Genomic DNA, 17,770 nt, shown 5'->3' with positions numbered 1-17,770 from the left:
CGCCCGCAACTCATCAGCGGGAGGGACAAGGACCGCCGGGTACGGCGGTTCAGCCTCCGAGTTCCTGGTGGCGGGCCCGCAGTTCGTCCGCCCCCTCCTGGGTCAGGGAGCCGAACAGGCGCAGCCGGGAGATTCCGCCGTCCGGATAGATGTCCACGCGCGCGTGCGTGCCCGTCGCCGGGGCCGGCAGGACGAAGCGGTGGTTGGTGTCGGGCTGGAGGCGGGTGCGCGGCAGGATCTCCGTCCAGTCGCCGTCCTCGCCGTCGCGCAGCGAGACCGAGGCCCAGCCCGCGCTGTTGCCCTTCAGATACGCCGTGTCGATCTCCAGGGCCCTGATCTCCGAGCGGGCCACCAGCCGGTAGCGGATCCAGTCGTTGCCCCGGTCGCGGCGGCGGCGCGTCTCCCAGCCGTCGTCCATCTTGCGGGAGCGCCCCGGCTGGATGGTGTTCGACGCCGGTGAGTAGAAGAGGTTGGACGCGTCCTCGGCCCGGCCGCCGTTCTCCAGGGCGACCACGTCGAAGGTGCCGAGCACCGCCAGCCAGTCGGGGTCCGGGGCGACCTCGCCGTACACCCGCAGGCGCGCGATCCCGCCGTCCGGGTGCTGGTTGATCCTCAGGTGTGTGAAGCGCTGTTCGAGCGACACCTCGAAGCCGTTGGCCGCGTGCCCGCCCACCTTGGTGCGCGGTACGAGCGTCGTCCACTTCACGTCGTCCGCCAGGAGTTCCTCGGGGGACGGGGAGCCGGGCACCGACACGCCCTCCACCGACACGGCCTGCGGGTAGTTGCCGCGGAAGTGGGCGGTGTCGACGACGATGCCGCGTACGACGCCCGGCGCGCCGAGCCGGACCAGCGCCCAGTCGTGGTCCTCCTCCGTCGGCCACGGGTGCTCGGCGGACGCTCCGCGCCGGCGCCGGGTCTCCCAGCCGTCCATGATCTTGCCCTTGTGCCCGAAGTGCTCGGGCACGAACTCGGCGGGCTCGGGCACCAGCATGTTCTCGCGGTCGGCGAAGAACTCGTCGTTGGCGGCGATCACCCCGGCGCCGAGGCGGCGGTCGGCGAGGTTGGCGTACTGGGTGAAGGGGAAGTCCGCGGTGCGGTGGTCCGCGTACGGGTCGCCGCCTCCGTAGGGTTTCGCGTCGCCGGTGAAGCTCGGAATCGCGGTCACGGTGATCAGTTCTGCCTTTCGGACTTCGGCCTCGGCCGGTGCGGGTGCCGTGGGAGCCGTGGGAGGGGGATCGGGTCAGGGGTTCCGGGTGAGGAGTTGTCCCTTCGGGTCGGTGAACTCGCCCTCGGACACGATGCGTTCGCCGCGCAGCCAGGTCGACCTGACGACACCGCTGAGAGTCCTGCCCGCGTATGCGGTCACCCGGTTGCGGTGCTGGAGGGCGGCCGGGTCGACGGTGAACGTCTCGTCCGGCGCGAGGACGGCGAAGTCGGCGTCCCGGCCCGCCTCGATGGCGCCCTTGCGCGCGTCGAGGCCCACCAGGGCCGCCGTACGGGTGGACATCCAGCGCACGACGTCCTCCAGGGAGTGACCCCTGCGCCGTGCCTCGGTCCACACCGCGGCGAGGCTCAGCTGCAGCCCCGAGATGCCTCCCCACGCGGTGGCGAAGTCGGCGGTCTTCAGGTCGGCGGTGGACGGCGAGTGGTCGGTGACCACGCAGTCGATCGTGCCGTCGGCCAGCGCCTGCCACAGGAGGTCCTGGTTGGCGGCCTCGCGGATGGGCGGGCAGCACTTGAACTCGCTCGCGCCGTCCGGGACCTCCTCGGCGGTGAGGGTCAGATAGTGCGGGCACGTCTCCACGGTGATCCGTACGCCCTCCGCCTTCGCCTCGGCGATCAGCGGCAGCGCGTCGCTCGACGACAGGTGCAGGACGTGCACGCGCGCGTGGAGGCGTTTCGCCTGTTCGATCAGGTTCGCGATCGCCCGGTCCTCCGCGCCGCGCGGACGCGAGGCGAGGAAGTGCGCGTACTCGGGGCCGCCCTGCTGCGGGGCCGTGCCGAGGTGGTGGGGGTCCTCGGCGTGCACGATGAGCAGGCCGTCGAAGCCGGCGATCTCGCCCATCGACCGGCCGAGCTGCTCCTGGTCGAGGTGCGGGAACTCGTCCACGCCGGACGGCGACAGGAAGGCCTTGAAACCGAAGACGCCAGCGTCGTGCAGGGGGCGCAGGTCCTTGACGTTGTCGGGCAGGGCGCCGCCCCAGAAACCGACGTCGATGTGTGCCTTGGAGGCAGCCACTTCCCGCTTCGTACGGAGGTGGTCGACCGTGGTCGTCGGCGGGAGGGAGTTGAGGGGCATGTCGACGAGGGTGGTGATGCCCCCGGCCGCCGCGGCGCGCGTGGCGGTCCAGAAGCCCTCCCATTCCGTACGCCCGGGGTCGTTGACGTGCACATGGGTGTCGACCAGACCGGGCAGCAGGACGTCGTCGCCGAAGTCCTCCAGCCGGGCGCCGGGCGGCACGTCGGCCTCGTACGGGAGTACGGCCGCGATCCGGCCGTCGGTGACCGCGACGGTGGCCGCACGCGTCCCCTCGGGTGTGATGACGCGCGTCGAGCGCAGCACCAGTTCGATGTCGGACACCCCGACCCCTCTCTGTCACCGTGAATCCCGCCGTTAACTTCCACGTAACGGAATTCAACGTTCTGTTGAAGGAGTCTTCACCGCGTGCGCCATACCGTCAAGAGTGCGACAACCTGGAGGTTTCCACAAAACGGAAGGAGAATTCCAAAAATCAGAACGTAGCTACATACAAGCAGGCCGTCAAGCAACCGCCCGGTAGGCTGCACATTCGCCTGTCAGCCGTGAAAGGAACGCGCCGTGCCGACGCCCAGCGCCAGCTCCACCGACGCAACCAAGCCCGCCGCCGCCGGCGGTGGTGTCCAGTCCCTGGAGCGTGCCTTCGATCTGCTGGAGCGCATGGCCGACGCGGGCGGTGAAGTCGGCCTCAGCGAACTGTCCGTGAGCAGCGGGCTGCCGCTGCCCACCATCCACCGGCTCATGCGCACGCTCGTGTCCTGCGGTTACGTACGCCAGCAGCCCAACCGCCGGTACGCGCTCGGCCCGCGCCTGATCCGCCTCGGCGAATCCGCGTCCCGGCTGCTCGGCACCTGGGCCCGCCCCTATCTGGCCAGGCTGGTCGAGGAGACCGGCGAGACGGCCAACATGGCGCTTCTGGACGGCGACGAGATCGTGTACGTGGCGCAGGTTCCGTCCAAGCACTCGATGCGCATGTTCACGGAGGTGGGCCGGCGCGTCCTGCCGCACTCCACCGGCGTCGGCAAGGCCCTCCTCGCCGGCTTCCCGCCGGACGAGGTGCGCTCCCTGCTCGCCCGTACGGGCATGCCGGCCGCGACGGAGAAGACCCTCACGACCCCGGACGGCTTCCTGACCGCCCTGGAGGACGTACGCCGCCTCGGTTACGCGGTCGACGACAACGAGCAGGAGATCGGCGTCCGTTGCCTCGCGGTCTCCGTCCCCGGCTCCCCCACCGCCGCCGCGATCTCGATCTCGGGCCCGGCGGGCCGGGTCACCGAGGAGGCGACGGAGAGGATCGTGCCGATACTGAAGCAGGTCGCCCTCGACCTCTCCGAGGCCCTGGCCAGCTCGGGCAACCCCGCCCACTGAGCTCCGCTCGATGCCCCGGACAGGCCGGGCCTATCAGTATCGGCTCAGGCGACGGGCTGCGCGACGGCCTTGGGAGAGGGGCCGTACCGGTTGGTGCCCGGGGTGCCGTCGAGCGTCATGCCCACGAGATAGACGATCGGGCCGACGACCGGGATCAGGGCGATGAACATCCGCCGGCCGGACTTGCCGGTGTCGTGCAACCGGCGGACCGAGACGGTCAGCATGGGCACGATGAACGGCAGCAGGAGAAGGTTCAGCAGGGGGACCTCGATCGCGAGGCCGGCCCCGGCGATCACCGCGGTGGCGATCACGTAGAGCACCGAGAACCACCAGTACTCCGCGCGCCGTGCGCGACCGGAGAACGAGGCGTACTTGGCAATGAGGCAGGTACGTACCGCGTCGGTGAACGACATGCTGGTCACGGCGGGTCCTTTCGCAAGCACTACTTGATTCGGATAGGCCATTCCGGTTCATGGCAGAGTAGCACTCGAAGCGGATAGGCCTATCCGACTACTGCTCACAGCCCCCACCTCCGACGGAGTGACGCACATCACACCTGGGGCGAGAAATAAATGGAACGCCCGGGCCACTTATCTGCATCACCGAGAATCAGGAGGCTGCCGTGCCCCAGTCCGGCGCGGGCAGTGGCGCCACCGCGGCCGGCGAAGCGCTCGCGGAACTGACGGAAGGCCGCAGGCGGGGCCTGAGCGACGAGCAGCTCCTGGAACGTCACCCCGTGCTGCTGCCCCTGCTGCCCCCGACGCTCGGCGATCGCCCCCCGCTGCCCGAGCGGACCGGGTGGACCACGGCGCCGAGGGGCGTGGGCGCGCTGCCCGTGCGGGAGGGGCTGCGGCTGCGGATCCGCTGCGGCCCATGGCAGCCGGCGCCGACGGCCCGACAAGCGGTACACCCTATCCGTTTTCGGTGGTACGGTGGAACCGGAGATCCGGATAGGCCTATCCGGATACCCCCTTCTTCGACCATGTTCCGCGAAAGGATCGCTGTGACCAGCATCGCCATCATCGGAGCCGGCCCCCAGCTGGGCCTGGCCATCGCCCGCACCTTCGGTTCCCAGGGCTTCGACGTCGCCCTCGTCTCCCGCAACCCCGAGAACCTCGATGCTCTCGTCGGCACGCTCAGCGCCGAGGGCATCACCGCGGCCGCGTTCCCCGCCGACGTACTCGACCGGGACGCACTCACCCAGGCGCTCAAGGACGCCGCCGCGGAGTTCGGCGGGATCGACGTCCTGGAGTACTCCCCGGTCGCGGGCCTGACCACGACGATGGTCACCCCCACCGAGGCCGAGCCGGCCCACGTCCAGCACGAGATGGAGTTCCAGCTGTACGGCGCCATCGCCGCGACCAGGGCGGTGTTGCCGGCGATGCGGGAAGCCGGTACGGGCACGCTGCTCTACACCACCGGCGCCGGCTCCATCGACCCCGTCCCGCAGGTCGGCAACGTCAACGCGGCCGCCGCCGCGCTGCGCAACTGGGTGCTCAACCTCCACAAGGAACTGGACGGCACCGGCGTCCAGGCGGCCCACGTCGGCATCGACGTGTCGATCGGCACGCCGGCCGTCCCCGGTTTCCCGACGGCCCAGCCCGAGGAGATCTCCCCCGTCTACTGGGAGCTGCACACCACCAGGCGCGACGAGGCGGAACTCGTCTTCAGCCTCTGATCACGCACCGTCACGGGGAGGGGAGGGAGCGGTCGCGCCCTCGCGGGGCGCGACGCAGGTCCGTTCGGTCAGGCGCTGAAGACGGCTTCGGAGCGGTCGCGCGTGTCGTGGAGGTCCCAGTACAGCGGGGCGATCTCCTCTGCCGATGCCGTCGGGAAACCTTCGGGGCCGCCCCCGCCGATCCAGACGCCGATCGCCACATGGGCGGCGTGCACACCGCTGCCGGCCAGCTCCTTGTTCAGGTTGACGACCCAGTTGCGCAGCGCCGCACCGGCCGCGTTGACGTTGCCGAGCATCGGCAAGGGGTCGACGGAGCCGCCGCCGGAGGTGAACAGCAGGGTTCCGGCGCCGGCCTCCCGCATCGCGGGCAGGACCGACCGGGTGGCCGTGACGGCGCCGTAGAGGAGGTACTCGATCTGCGGCTGCAGATTGTCCACCGTGGCCTCGGAGGGGGTGGCCAGGACGTGACCGGGCACCGGTGAGTGCGGAGCCGGTGAGTACTCCAGTACGTCGATGCCGCCGAAGCGCGCCTTCACGGCGTCCAGGGCAGCGGTCAGGGAGGGCCGGTCGAGGACGTCGGCGGGGAAGGCCTCGGCGGTGATGCCCTCTTGGCCGAGTTGGCCGACCAGGGTCTGCAGTTTCTCCTTGGTTCGGGCGATCAGGGCGACATCGAAGCCCCGGCTGCCGAAGGTGCGGGCGATGGCCAGCCCCATGCCGGGGCCGGCACCGATGATGGCGATGGTGGGCATGCTGAACTCTCCTCGTCAGTGGGTGTGCGGACCTCAGGAGCAGGCGACGGCGATCTTGCCCGGGGCGCCGGAGCTGAAGGCGGCGAAGGCCTCCGTCGCCCGGTCCAGCGGGTACGTCGCGGTGACGGGTACGCGCAGGTCGCCGGAGACCGCCTGTTCGGCCAGGGCGGTCAGGGTCGACGCGTTCGGGTCGGCCATGATCGTGTGGACGGTGACGTCCAGGTCCTTGACGGCCTCCTGGGTCACGCCGAGGGTCGAGGCGATCCGTCCGCCCGCGCGCAGCAGGCCGGAGAGTTGGGCGATGTCGCCCGCCAGTTGCAGCGCCGTGTCCACGCCGTCCGGGGCGATCGCGCGGACCTGACTCTCCAGGTCGCCGGTGAAGTCGACCACGTGGATCCGGGTGCCGGAGTCGGTCAGACCGGTGAGGAAGTCGGTCTGCGCACCGGGGCGGGCGGTGGCGATCACCTTGGCGCCGCGAGCGGCCGCGAGCTGGACGGCCAGCGATCCCACCCCGCCGCCCGCTCCGGATATCAGCACCGTCTCGCCCTCGGCCAGGGCCACCGCGTCCAGACTGTCCACCGCGGTCGCCCCGGCCACGCCGAGCGCGCCCGCGTCCATCACGGCCAGGCCCGCCGGGAGCGGGGCGACACCGTGTCCGGCGGGTACGACGACGTATTCGGCCAGCGATCCCGCACCCAGGAACGGCTTCATCACGGCACCGAAGACCGCGTCACCCACCGCGAAGCCGTCCACGCCCTCGCCGAGGGCTTCGACGGTGCCCGCGAAGTCCCCGCCGAACACCAGCGGGAACCGGTGCTCCATCATCCCCTGCAGATAGCCGGCGGCGGTGGCGATGTCGATGCCGTTCAGCGAGGCGGCGCCCACCTTCACCAGCAGCTCGCCGGCCTCCGGGCGGGGAATGTCCAGCTCGGTCACGGCCGGGGCCCCCGGAACCGAGTCCACAGTCACAGCGCGCACGACAGCACCTCTCCATAAGTGGACCGGCCTTCCCGGTTCCGCTGGCGCCGAGCGTAACAGCAGAAGCGGCCCGGGCGTTCCACTTGGCTAGAATGGCGGGATGACCTCACCTTCCGACGGGGCCTCGGACCAGCAGCCCGAGGCGAAACTCCGCGCCGACGCCGAGCGCAACCGCGATCTCATCCTGGCGGCCGCCCGCCGCCTCTTCGCCACGGAGGGACTCGGCGTGTCCATGGCTTCCGTCGCCCGTGAGGCGGGCGTCGGCAAAGCCACGCTCAGCCGGCGTTTCGCCACCCGGGAGGAGCTCATCAACGCGGCCTTCGCCGACCGCATGGACGGCTACGCCGGTGCCGCCGCCGAGGCACTGGCCGACCCCGATCCCTGGCGCGGTTTCACCGGCTACATCCACGCCGTCTGCGCCATGCAGGCCGCCGACCGCGGCTTCGCGGACGTCCTGACCATGGCCTTCCCCGCCGCCAAAGCGCTGGAGGCCCGCCGCAGGGAGTCGTACGACGACTTCGTCGAGCTCATCGCCCGCGCCCGGACCAGCGGGCACCTGCGCGAGGACTTCGTCCCGGAGGACCTCGTCATCCTCCAGATCGCCAACGCCGGCGTCATCGCCGCCGGAGGTGACGCCGCCCCCGACACCTGGCGCCGCCTGGTCGGTCACATGATCCGCTCCTACGCCGCCCCCGGCGCACCGATCCCCGAGGTCCCCGACGCCCCGACACCCACCGCCCTCTACCGCGCCATGGTCCACCTAGCCCGCTCGGGCCCGTGCGCCACCCAGACCGCCGGCCACTGAGACCGCCGCACGCCTTCCGCGCCCCGGCGACGCGTCTCCTTCGACCTCTCCGAAGTAGAACGCGACGTTGTTCCACCGGCCAGGGAAACACACCTTCAGGGGCGCGAGGAACTGCGCAACCAGCCCCCACCCACCCGCAGCCGGCCCCTCGGCGCTCAGCGCGACGGGCCGCCGAGTCGACCGCAGCGTTTCCACCGGCCAGGGGAACACGCCTTCAGGGGCGCGGGGAACTGCGCGACCAGCCCCCGCCCACCCGCAGATCAGGGGCGCGGGGAACTGCGCGACCAGCCCCCACCCACCCGCAGCCGACCCCCAGCCCTCACCGGCCCTCACCCACCCTCAGCCGGCCCCAGCCGATACCCACCCGCACGGCCCGCCCCCGCGCCGCTCAGCGCGACGGGCTGCCGAAGCGTTCCACCGCCGCGCGGACCTCCGACAGTCCCCGGCCGAGCGCGCTGACCGAGCCGATCGCGCCCGCGATCAGGAGCAACGAGCGGCGCAGCCGCGGAACTTCCGGGCTGCCGGTGACCGTCATCGCCGCCAGGCACGCCAGTTCGTCCTCGGCGATGCCCCGGTCGGGGAACTCGGCCGGATGCGCGGCGAGTTCACGGCGCAGCCGGGACACCGCGGTCCGCAACTCCGCCACTCTCGGATCTTCGTCGCTGCCGGCCACCGACCTCTGTCCCACGCTCCGCAACACAGCTCTCCCCCACCTGTCCCCCGACTCGCGCCCCCGCGCAGGCCCCCCGTACGCCCCGCCGCGCTGGTCGGGCGCCGCCGGACGCGGGACAGTAAACGCCACCCACGCGACCGACGCCACACCACGGACCGAAATTCAGCCCGTGAACACCGCCGGTCCGACGTCGCGTCAGGTATGCAGGAGGCATGACGGAGAAACCGGACCAGGTGGCAGGGCTGTTGCTCGCGGCGGGCGGGGGCCGCCGGCTCGGCGGTCGCCCCAAGGCCCTGCTCGAACACCGAGGACACCTCCTCGTCGAACGCGCGGCCGAGGCCCTGCTCGCGGCGGGCTGCGCCCCGGTCCATGTCGTCCTCGGAGCGCGTGCCGACGAGGTGCGGGAGCGGGCGGCGCTGCCCGGATGCGTCCTGGTGGACAACCCGGGGTGGGAGGAGGGCATGGGGTCCTCGCTGCGGGCCGGCCTGGCGTCGCTGCGCGGCACACCGGCCCGCGCGGCCCTCGTCTCACTGGTCGACCAGCCGGGCATCGGGCCGGAGGCCATGGTTCGCGTCCTCGCCGCGTACACGTCCGAGGAGAGTCTCGCGGCGGCCTCGTACGACGGAACGCGGGGGCATCCGGTGCTGTTCGGTGCCGCTCACTGGGCGGGCGTCGAGGCGGCGGCACTCGGCGATCGCGGCGCCCGGGACTACCTCAGGGCCCACGAGGACACGATCACCCTCGTGGCATGCGGCGATGTGGCCCAGCCCTACGACATCGACACGGCGGACGACCTGGAGCGCCTCGCGTGACGGCTTCTCGCCACGAGGAATCTCGACATCAACAAATTATTGAACTTCCACGATGAGGAAACTAGCATCCACTGACAGAAACAGAATCATCAGTTCGCCCACAGCAGCCCGCTGAAGGAAGTGACCGCTCATGTCCGCACCAGCGCCGTCCCCGCTGGCCATCGTCGACGCCGAGCCCCTGCCCCGGCAGGAGGAGGTGCTCACCGACGCGGCGCTCGCGTTCGTGGCCGAGCTGCACCGGCGGTTCACGCCCCGGCGTGACGAACTGCTCGCGCGCCGCACGGAGCGCCGTGCGGAGATCGCCCGCACCTCGACCCTCGACTTCCTCCCCGAGACGGCCGCGATCCGCGCCGACGACTCCTGGCGGGTCGCCCCCTCCCCCGAGGCCCTGAACGACCGGCGCGTCGAGATCACCGGCCCGACCGACCGCAAAATGACGATCAACGCCCTCAACTCGGGCGCCAGGATCTGGCTCGCGGACTTCGAGGACGCCTCCGCGCCGACCTGGGAGAACGTGGTCCTCGGTCAGGTCAACCTGGCCGACGCCTACACCCGCAAGATCGACTTCACCGACCCGGCGAGCGGCAAGTCGTACGCCCTCAAGGACGACGCCGAACTCGCGACCGTCGTCATGCGTCCGCGCGGCTGGCACCTCAACGAGCGCCACCTCCAGCTCGACGGGGAGCAGGTGCCCGGCGCCCTCGTCGACTTCGGCCTCTACTTCTTCCACAACGCTCAGCGGCTCATCGACCTCGGCAAGGGCCCGTACTTCTACCTCCCCAAGACCGAGTCGCACCTCGAAGCCCGCCTGTGGAACGACGTGTTCGTCTTCGCACAGGACTACGTCGGCATCCCGCAGGGCACCGTCCGCGCGACCGTCCTCATCGAGACGATCACCGCCGCGTACGAGATGGAGGAGATCCTCTACGAACTCCGCGACCACGCCTCGGGGTTGAACGCGGGCCGCTGGGACTACCTCTTCTCCATCGTCAAGAACTTCCGTGACGGCGGCGCCAAGTTCGTCCTCCCGGACCGCAACGCCGTGACGATGACGGCCCCGTTCATGCGCGCCTACACCGAACTCCTCGTCCGCACCTGCCACAAGCGGGGCGCCCACGCGATCGGCGGCATGGCGGCGTTCATCCCGTCCCGGCGTGACGAGGAGGTCAACAAGGTGGCCTTCGAGAAGGTCAAGGCCGACAAGGACCGGGAGGCCGGCGACGGTTTCGACGGCTCCTGGGTCGCCCACCCCGACCTGGTCCCGATCGCCATGGCCTCCTTCGACGCGGTCCTCGGCGACCGCCCGAACCAGAAGGACCGGCTGCGCGAGGACGTCCACGTCGAGGCCGCCGACCTGATCGCCGTCGACTCGCTCAAGGCGAGCCCGACGTACGACGGACTGGTCAACGCCGTTCAGGTCGGCATCCGTTACATCGAGGCGTGGCTGCGCGGGCTCGGCGCGGTCGCCATCTTCAACCTCATGGAGGACGCGGCCACCGCCGAGATCTCCCGCTCGCAGATCTGGCAGTGGATCAACGCGGGCGTCGAGTTCGAGAACGGCGAGCGGGCCACGCCGGAGCTGGCCCGCAAGGTCGCCGCCGAGGAACTCGCCGACATCCGCGCCGAGATCGGCGAGGAGGCCTTCGTGGCCGGCCACTGGCAGCAGGCCCACGACCTGCTGCTCCAGGTCTCCCTGGACGCCGACTACGCGGACTTCCTGACCCTGCCGGCGTACGAGCAGCTCAAGGGCTGAGCACGGCGTACGTCATTTCTCCGAGTGGCCCAGGGACTTGTCCGGGGCCACTCGGTCGCGTACGAGGCGCTTGACCGCCGCCGGTTCGGGGAAGCCCTGCTCGCGCCGGTCCCACACCACCTCGTCGTTCACGCGGACGACGAAGACGCCTCCGGTGCCGGGCCTCAGGGACAGTTCCGTCAGCTCGGTCTCGAAGGTCGTGAGGAGCTCCTGCGCCAGCCAGGCCGCGCGGGGCAGCCAGCGGCACTGGGTGCAGTACTCGATCTCCACCCGGTGCACGGCGTCCATGTCGATCTCCACCCACTGTGTGTCCGTCATCCGAGATGCGCCGACCAATCCCGTTCCGCCGCCGGTTTGCCGTGCAGGTCGGGGACCCGCTTGAGCCAGTCCGGCCGGCCCTGCTCCGTCTTCGCCGCGCGTCGGGCGTCCTCGGCGGCGAGTTCCTCGCGGCCGGGGAAGTCGGTGGGCAGCCACGACGCGGACGCCCGCACGCGCGCGTGGAGGTACGTCACATAGGCGTCCCGGACCTCGTCCGGGGTCGCGAAGCCCGCCTCGACCTCCAGCCAGGCGTCCGGCACCTCCGCCAGGACCTCGCGCAGCAGCTCCTCCGTCACACGGGGCGCCAGTTCGGCGTCGGCGGCGAGGGTGTCCGGGGCGTGGCCGCCGAGGGCGTGGCGGCGGAAGTCATAGGCCTTGTCCGGGGCCGACAGGTCCCACCTGTGGTGGAAGACGAGGGCGGCGCCGTGGTCGATCAGCCACAGGCGCGGCGGCGCGATGCCGAACGTGGGCCAGACCATCAGGTTGGAGCTGTGCGTCGTACGGTCCACGTTGACGGTCAGGGCGTCCAGCCAGACGATCCGGCCCGCCTCCAGCGGGTCGACGTCGAACGCGGCAGCCGTCTCCGGGGTGAAGTCCTTGGCGCCCGGGAGGTAGTCCATGCCGAGGTTGAGGCCGGCGCTGGCGTGCAGCAGGTCCTGGACCTCCTGGTGGGGCTCGTGGGCGCCGGTGGCCGGGTCGAAGTGGACGAGGACCAGCTCGGGGAAGCGCAGCCCGAGGGCGCGCGCCAGTTCCCCGACGACCACCTCGGCGACCAGCGCCTTGCGGCCCTGCGCCGAGCCGGTGAACTTCACGACATACGTGCCGAGGTCGTCGGCCTCGACGACCCCGGGTACGGAGCCGCCCGACCTCAGCGGGGTCACGTATCGAACAGCAGTCACTTCGCGCAGCACACGGGCCACTGTAAATGAGCGGGTCGTCCGGCCCGGCGGATTATTCGCGCAGCGGATTCGGCAGGGGCAGATACCGGGCGTCCGCCCCGTCCGCGCCCGTCCAGCGGAGCAGCAGGTTCGTCTTGCCGGGGAGGGTGGGCGCGGTGAGCAGGGCGGCGGCCTCGGGGAGGTCGAGACGGCGGCTCTGGCGTTCGAATTCGGTGCGTACGGCGGGCCAGGGGTCGAGGTGCGGGTGGCGCTCGCGCAGTGCCTCGGCGATCTCGACGAGGTGGTTGACGACCAGGCAGTACATCAGCCGCTCCCACCCGGCCGTCCGGCTCACCTCCGGCAGCAGCTTCACGCCCTCCGCGTCCCGGAACAGCGCCTGTACGGGCTGTCCGGCGCCGTCGACGGCGATCAGGCAGTTCTGCAGGTGGGCCTCGACGACGACGCCGTGCCGGGCGAACAGTTCGAGGGCGGGGGGCACGACCGCCCGCAGATACGCCGTCCACCAGGCGGCGGGGTCACGGAGACCGTCCAGCGGGGTGCCGTCGAAGCCCTCCACCAGGGCGGCGGCGAGCAGCGGTGTGGCGCCGGGGACGACGTGATCGTGCAGGCCGTCCCTGACCAGTACCGCCAGGGCCTCGAAGGCGAAGTCGGCGGTGCGGTAGCCGCGGTCGCTCAGCCAGGCGCCGGGGGTCTCGCAGGAGGCTGCGGCTGCGGCGACCGCGCTGTCCGTGCGGCGCAGTTTCAGCAGGTCGTGGCGCCAGAGCCGGCGTATGTCGTTGGTGATGCGGACGTCGAGGCTGAACTTGACGAAGAGGTCGTGCCCGGGCGCGTACAGCGTGCGGATCGCCGCCGTGGGCCAGGTGTCGAAGCCGGCCGTGCCCAGCCGGATCAGCCGGCCGTCGGCGAAGGCGTCCGTGAGGGCCGGGCCGACGAGGTCGAGCTGCCAGGGGTGGGCCGGCAGCAGCCGGTAGCCGGGCGGGGCCGTCCCGAAGGCGTCCAGGGCGGACACGTCGCCCTCCTCCACGACCGCGTCCTCGCGCACTGCGAGCAGCACCAGCGGGAACGCGGCGTACGCCTCGGGCGCGTACGGCAGCCAGCCCGCGACGGGGCCGCCCCCGCGTGCCTTGGGCGCCGGGTGGTAGGGGTGCCCGGTGAGGAGGGACTGCTCGGAGCGCCGGTACGGGTCCTCGGGCGGGGTGATACGGGCGCGGGCGGTGAGCAGCGCGGCGACCGTGTCCCGGCTGTCGGCCATCTCGGCGGGCAGCTCGGGGTTGGACAGGCCGGTGTGCGCCCGGAGTTCCTCGGCGACGAGCTTGACGAGTTCGGCGTGCCCGACCCGGTGCCAGGTGCCGTCCGTGCTCACCTCGGGCGCCGCGGGCCGCCGTCCTCCGCGCACGCGCAGCAGACGCTCCCCGCTCGGCAGCCGGTACACCCGCGGCTCGCCCGGTCCTGGCACCGGCCGTGCCACTTCCCGGAGCAGGCAGTTGAGCAGGGGCGCGGTCGCGTACGCGTCGGCGCGCGCCCCGATGCCGTCGTGCGCGGGCACGGCCTCGGGCGTGGTGGGCGGCATGGTGGAGTCCACGCGTTTCCTTCGTTTCTTACGGTGCTCTTCCACGTGCGGTTTCCCGCGGTGCACTGGCGATCAGTATGTCTGTCGTCGTCCCCGCCCGCTCACCAGCACTTACCCGCACCCAAACCCGTACCCGAGGAGCCCGCCGTGCACCGTCCCAGCAGCGCAGAGGCCGAGGTCGCCGACGAACTGGCCGCCGTACGCCCCGACCTCGCCTCGCGCTACGCGGCCGAGCTGCCCGGGGCGCGGGCCGCCGTCCTGACCCGGTTGTGGCGGGCGCTCGTCCACGAGCCGCTGCCGTGGATCGTCCGCCGCGAGCACGCCGGCGGTCTTCTGCTGGCGGACGGCCGCAGGCTGGAGGGCCCGTACGCCGATCCGTACGCCGTCGACGACCGCGTCACCGCCGTACGGCTCGGGACACGGCTCGCGGGGGTGTCGTACGACGATCCGGTGCGGCTGATGACGGACCTGGCCGTTCCGCACGGTCCCGGTTTCGCGGCCGAACTCGGCCACAGTGTCGCGTCGTTGGCGTTGTCCCGGGCGAACCAGGAAGGTGCTCCGCAGGACCCTGTCGCCGGGTGGGAGTGGGAGCAGCGGGTCGTCGACGGGCATCCCTTCCACCCCAACTGCCGTTCCCGGCCCGGGTTCTCGGTCGCCGAGCAGCTCGCGTACGGTCCTGAGCACCGGCCGGTGGTGGAGCTGGCGCTGGTGACGGGGGACGCGGGTGGCGTGCGGGGCGAGTGGCCCGAGTGGCTGTGGGACGGCGGGCGTCCGCTGATCCCGGTGCATCCCTGGCAGGCGGAGCATGTGCTCCAACTCCCCAGCAGGGGACAGCTGTCGGCGCATCCGCTGATGTCCCTGCGCAGCCTCGCCGTGCCGGACGGCGGCCCGCATCTCAAGACGGCGCTGAGCGCGCGGCTCACCTCCTCGGTACGGGACATCTCGCCGTACTCGATCGGGACGGCGGCGACCGTGTCGGCGTTCATGGAGTCGATGGCCGCGCGTCTCGACGGGCTGCTGCACATCACCCGCACCCTCGGCGCGGTCACCGCCGACTCCCCCGATCTGGCGGCGGTGTTGAGGGAGCCGCCCGACCTGTACGCGGACGCGGCGGCGGGCGAGCACGTCGTCCCCGTCGGGGCGCTGGCCGGCACGGAACTTCCCCGATCCCCCTCCTGGCTGGCCGAGTTCACGCGTCTCGCCCTCACCGTAGGACTGCGGCTGCTCGATCTGGGCGTCGCCCTCGAGGCGCACGGCCAGAACCTCCTCGTCGTGCTCTCGGCGACCGGGGATCCCGTACGGCTGGTCTACCGCGACCTCGCCGACATCCGCGTCAGCCCGGCCCGGCTCGCCCGGCACGGCATCCCCGTACCGGAACTGACCGGACGGATCGTCACCGACGACGAAACCACCCTGCGCCGCAAGCTGTTCGGCTCGCTGGTGGCGGGCGCGCTGGGTGCGACCGCCGGCGGTGAGGCGGCGCTGCGGGCGGCACTGGAGACGGCGGTACGAGGGCTGCCGCACACTCCCGATCTCCTGGCGCTGCTCGAACAGCCGTTGCCCACCAAGGCGTTGACCCTGATGCGGCTGTCGCCGGAGTCGCCCGGCGACCTGTGGACCCAACTGCCCAACCCCTTGGGAGAGGTGAAGCGGGGAGGGAGCTGAGGGACCCGTTTTGAAGCGGGTCGCCACGGGTCAATAGGATCCATCGATGATCACAAGACAACGGCTGGCGGCGGGCGCCTGCGCCCTGTTCGCCGCCCTGGCGGCCGGGATCGCGGTCCCGGCCTCAGCCGTCGCCGACGAAACCACCGCCCTCGCACCAAAGGTCGATCTGGTCCTCGACGTCAGCGGTTCGATGCGGGCCCGGGACATAGACGGCCAGTCGCGGATGGCCGCGGCGAAGCAGGCGTTCAACGAGGTGCTGGACGCGACCCCCGAGGAGGTCCAGCTCGGTATCCGCACGCTGGGCGCCAACTACCCCGGCGACGACCGCAAGGAGGGCTGCAAGGACACCGCGCAGCTCTACCCGGTGGGCCCGCTCGACCGCGTGGAGGCCAAGACGGCGGTCGCGACACTCACGCCCACCGGCTGGACGCCGATCGGCCCCGCGCTGCTGAAGGCCGCCACCGACCTCGACGGCGGTGAGGGCACCAAGCGCATCGTGCTGATCAGCGACGGTGAGGACACCTGCGCGCCGCTCGACCCGTGCGTGGTGGCCCGGGAGATCGCGGCCAAGGGCATCGGCCTCACCATCGACACCCTGGGCCTGGTCCCCAACACCAAGATGCGCCAGCAGCTCAGCTGTATCGCGGAGGCAACCGGCGGGACGTACACCTCGGTCGAGCACACCGACGAACTCGCCGACAAGGTCAACCAGTTGGTCGTCCGGGCCGCCGACCCGGTGGTGACGCCGGTGGCCGTCGAGGGCGCGGCCGGATGTGCGAACGCGCCGGTCGTGAAGTCCGGGCTGTACACGGACCGTGAGGAGTTCGGCCTCCAGCGCTGGTACCGCGTCGAGGTCGACCCGGGGAAGGAACTGCGCGCCTCGGTGAGCGTGGCGGCCGACCGTGCCGTCAACCCCGACTACGGGGTGCTGCTGCGGGCGGTGACCACGCACGGCCGTGAGATCGTCCGCGGCGAGGGCAACGGCACCGGGCGTACCGATGTCATCTCGACGGGTCTGCGCTATGCGAAGGCAGAGGCCGACGACGACGAGTCGACGGCCGAGACGGTGTGTCTCCAGGTCACCAACTCCTTCTCGGCGGCCGGTGGTGTGAAGTCCGCGCCCGGTCTGCCGCTCGAGCTGACCGTCGACGTCGTCGACGGCCCGAGCCAGGCGAGCGACGTGGCCTCCTTCGGCCTCGGCCGCGGCTGGTGGCTGCTGGGCACGCTCGTCCTGGTCGGCTTCCTCACGGGTGTCCTGTGGGGCTGGATCTCGCGTTGGCGGGTCGCGGTCTGGAGGACCAACTGATGCGAGTAGGACACGTGATGAGAGTGGTCAGGGAGCAACTGGTGGGCGGTACGCGGGTGTTGGGCTCGGCCGTGCTGCTGCTCGGGCTGGCCGCGGCCCCGGCCGTCGCCGACGCCTCGCCCTCCGCGAGCCCCTCGGACGGCAGCGCGGCCCCCACCTCGGCGGGCACGTCGTTCCGTACGGCGACGGAGATCGACCAGGGCGAACAGGCCACCGCAAGCGGCTCGGCGGGCGACTACCTGTACTGGTCGTTCCCGGCGGACGCCACCCAACGCCCCACCGTCAAAGCGACGGTGAAGCTGCCGGACACGCACGCCTCGGAGGCGTGGCAGCTGGATGTGTACGACGGTCTGCGGCGCCGCCAGGCCTGCCAGTACGGCGCGCAGACGCGCACCGCCGCCGCGGGCACCGCGTCCGTGGAGCTGGCGTGCACCCTGCGCACGGTCCGCGCCTGGTCGGAGCAGTGGGCCAACGACCCGCTGCCGGGCACGTACTACGTCAGGCTGACGGCGGTGGACCTTCCGACCTCCGACCTCGGTCTGCCGGTCAGCGCGGAGATCCGGGTCGACTCCAAGGACATCGGTGGTGCGGCCGCGGTGGACGGCTCGCTCGCCGAGCCGCTGGTCCCCGGGATCGCGGTCAAGTCGGAGGAGAAGGAGGACAGTTCGGCGGCTTCCGCGGTGCTGTCGAGCATCGAGCCCGACGACGGCTGGTCCTCCGGCTGGTGGTCCGACCGCTGGGTCTGGACGGCGATCGGGGGCGTGCTGGCGGCCCTGGCGGGGGTCGGCGGCTACGCGCTGACGCGCGGCATGGGCCGCCCGAGGCAGGTCCCGCCGGGCGCCTGACCATTCACTGACGGTCCGTCAACATGCCCGCCGCGCACGGTAGTGCGGCGGGCATGCCCGTTTCCGGACCACTGCCATCCGGCACCCCGTC

General features: G+C 71.6%; 17 protein-coding genes. 8 read left to right on the top strand and 9 right to left on the bottom strand.

The genetic code is table 11. The annotated features are described in order from the left end of the window. Positions 1-49 precede the first annotated feature (49 nt). Both alc and allB read right to left on the bottom strand, forming a co-directional pair. Positions 50-1,165 (bottom strand): allantoicase, encoded by a 1,116-nt coding sequence (gene alc / locus ABZ855_RS08530; RefSeq protein WP_360803034.1) that lies wholly within the window; start codon positions 1,163-1,165, stop codon positions 50-52. A 75-nt stretch (positions 1,166-1,240) separates the two neighbouring features. Beyond that, positions 1,241-2,581 carry an allantoinase AllB gene (gene allB, locus ABZ855_RS08525; RefSeq protein WP_360803031.1) on the bottom strand — a complete coding sequence of 447 codons (1,341 nt, stop codon included), beginning with the start codon at positions 2,579-2,581 and terminating at the stop codon, positions 1,241-1,243. A gap of 237 nt (positions 2,582-2,818) precedes the next feature. Here allB and ABZ855_RS08520 point away from each other — a divergent pair, with 237 nt between their 5' ends. Continuing rightward, on the top strand, positions 2,819-3,625 hold the full coding sequence (locus ABZ855_RS08520) for an IclR family transcriptional regulator (RefSeq protein ID WP_360803028.1): 807 nt from the start codon (positions 2,819-2,821) through the stop codon (positions 3,623-3,625). A 44-nt stretch (positions 3,626-3,669) separates the two neighbouring features. On the opposite strand, the gene ABZ855_RS08515 is transcribed toward ABZ855_RS08520, so the two are convergent. Then, on the bottom strand, positions 3,670-4,038 hold the full coding sequence (locus ABZ855_RS08515; protein WP_360803429.1) for a DUF805 domain-containing protein: 369 nt from the start codon (positions 4,036-4,038) through the stop codon (positions 3,670-3,672). A gap of 590 nt (positions 4,039-4,628) precedes the next feature. Here ABZ855_RS08515 and ABZ855_RS08510 point away from each other — a divergent pair. Next, positions 4,629-5,303 (top strand): SDR family NAD(P)-dependent oxidoreductase, encoded by a 675-nt coding sequence (locus tag ABZ855_RS08510; RefSeq protein ID WP_360803025.1) that lies wholly within the window; start codon positions 4,629-4,631, stop codon positions 5,301-5,303. A 68-nt stretch (positions 5,304-5,371) separates the two neighbouring features. Here ABZ855_RS08510 and ABZ855_RS08505 read toward each other — a convergent pair whose 3' ends face one another. Further along, entirely contained in the window at positions 5,372-6,052 is a 681-nt protein-coding gene (locus ABZ855_RS08505) for an SDR family NAD(P)-dependent oxidoreductase (protein WP_360803022.1), read from the bottom strand. A 33-nt stretch (positions 6,053-6,085) separates the two neighbouring features. Next, complete coding sequence (locus ABZ855_RS08500; protein ID WP_360803019.1) at positions 6,086-7,030, bottom strand: NADP-dependent oxidoreductase; 945 nt, start codon at positions 7,028-7,030, stop codon at positions 6,086-6,088. Between the two features lie 100 nt (positions 7,031-7,130). On the opposite strand from ABZ855_RS08500, the gene ABZ855_RS08495 reads away from it, so the two are divergent. Further along, positions 7,131-7,835 (top strand): helix-turn-helix domain-containing protein, encoded by a 705-nt coding sequence (locus ABZ855_RS08495; protein WP_360803016.1) that lies wholly within the window; start codon positions 7,131-7,133, stop codon positions 7,833-7,835. A 388-nt stretch (positions 7,836-8,223) separates the two neighbouring features. Here ABZ855_RS08495 and ABZ855_RS08490 read toward each other — a convergent pair whose 3' ends face one another. Then, the gene (locus ABZ855_RS08490) at positions 8,224-8,508 is read right to left on the bottom strand and encodes a DUF5955 family protein (protein ID WP_360803013.1); all 285 of its coding nucleotides are present in this window, start codon (positions 8,506-8,508) and stop codon (positions 8,224-8,226) included. Positions 8,509-8,720: 212 nt separating this feature from the next. Here ABZ855_RS08490 and ABZ855_RS08485 point away from each other — a divergent pair, with 212 nt between their 5' ends. Then, positions 8,721-9,320, top strand: a complete 600-nt coding sequence (locus tag ABZ855_RS08485) for a nucleotidyltransferase family protein (protein ID WP_360803010.1) — start codon at positions 8,721-8,723, stop codon at positions 9,318-9,320. 130 nt (positions 9,321-9,450) lie between these two features. Next, the gene (aceB, locus tag ABZ855_RS08480; RefSeq protein WP_360803007.1) at positions 9,451-11,073 is read left to right on the top strand and encodes a malate synthase A; all 1,623 of its coding nucleotides are present in this window, start codon (positions 9,451-9,453) and stop codon (positions 11,071-11,073) included. 12 nt (positions 11,074-11,085) lie between these two features. On the opposite strand, the gene ABZ855_RS08475 is transcribed toward aceB, so the two are convergent. The 3 genes from ABZ855_RS08475 to ABZ855_RS08465 are packed head-to-tail and all read right to left on the bottom strand — an operon-like array spanning position 11,086 to position 13,860. Continuing rightward, positions 11,086-11,391, bottom strand: a complete 306-nt coding sequence (locus ABZ855_RS08475; RefSeq protein WP_360803004.1) for a SelT/SelW/SelH family protein — start codon at positions 11,389-11,391, stop codon at positions 11,086-11,088. Beyond that, on the bottom strand, positions 11,388-12,302 hold the full coding sequence (locus ABZ855_RS08470; RefSeq protein WP_360803001.1) for a HipA family kinase: 915 nt from the start codon (positions 12,300-12,302) through the stop codon (positions 11,388-11,390). The genes ABZ855_RS08475 and ABZ855_RS08470 overlap by 4 nt, the downstream gene beginning before the upstream one ends. A 40-nt stretch (positions 12,303-12,342) precedes the next feature. Next, a complete protein-coding gene (locus ABZ855_RS08465) occupies positions 12,343-13,860 on the bottom strand; it encodes an IucA/IucC family protein (protein ID WP_360803426.1) in 1,518 nt (505 codons plus the stop codon). 147 nt (positions 13,861-14,007) lie between these two features. Between ABZ855_RS08465 and ABZ855_RS08460 the strand changes: the two genes are divergently transcribed. The 3 genes from ABZ855_RS08460 to ABZ855_RS08450 are packed head-to-tail and all read left to right on the top strand — an operon-like array spanning position 14,008 to position 17,679. After that, the gene (locus tag ABZ855_RS08460) at positions 14,008-15,525 is read left to right on the top strand and encodes an IucA/IucC family protein (RefSeq protein ID WP_360802998.1); all 1,518 of its coding nucleotides are present in this window, start codon (positions 14,008-14,010) and stop codon (positions 15,523-15,525) included. Positions 15,526-15,571: 46 nt separating this feature from the next. Beyond that, complete coding sequence (locus ABZ855_RS08455) at positions 15,572-16,834, top strand: VWA domain-containing protein (protein WP_360802995.1); 1,263 nt, start codon at positions 15,572-15,574, stop codon at positions 16,832-16,834. Continuing rightward, a complete protein-coding gene (locus ABZ855_RS08450) occupies positions 16,834-17,679 on the top strand; it encodes a hypothetical protein (RefSeq protein ID WP_360802992.1) in 846 nt (281 codons plus the stop codon). The genes ABZ855_RS08455 and ABZ855_RS08450 overlap by 1 nt, the downstream gene beginning before the upstream one ends. Positions 17,680-17,770 lie beyond the last annotated feature (91 nt).

Source organism: Streptomyces sp. NPDC047042 (genome assembly GCF_040644035.1).
Lineage (GTDB): Bacteria > Actinomycetota > Actinomycetes > Streptomycetales > Streptomycetaceae > Streptomyces.
Note: the sequence above shows the minus strand (reverse complement) of the source record. Positions and strands in the feature narration are given on the sequence as shown.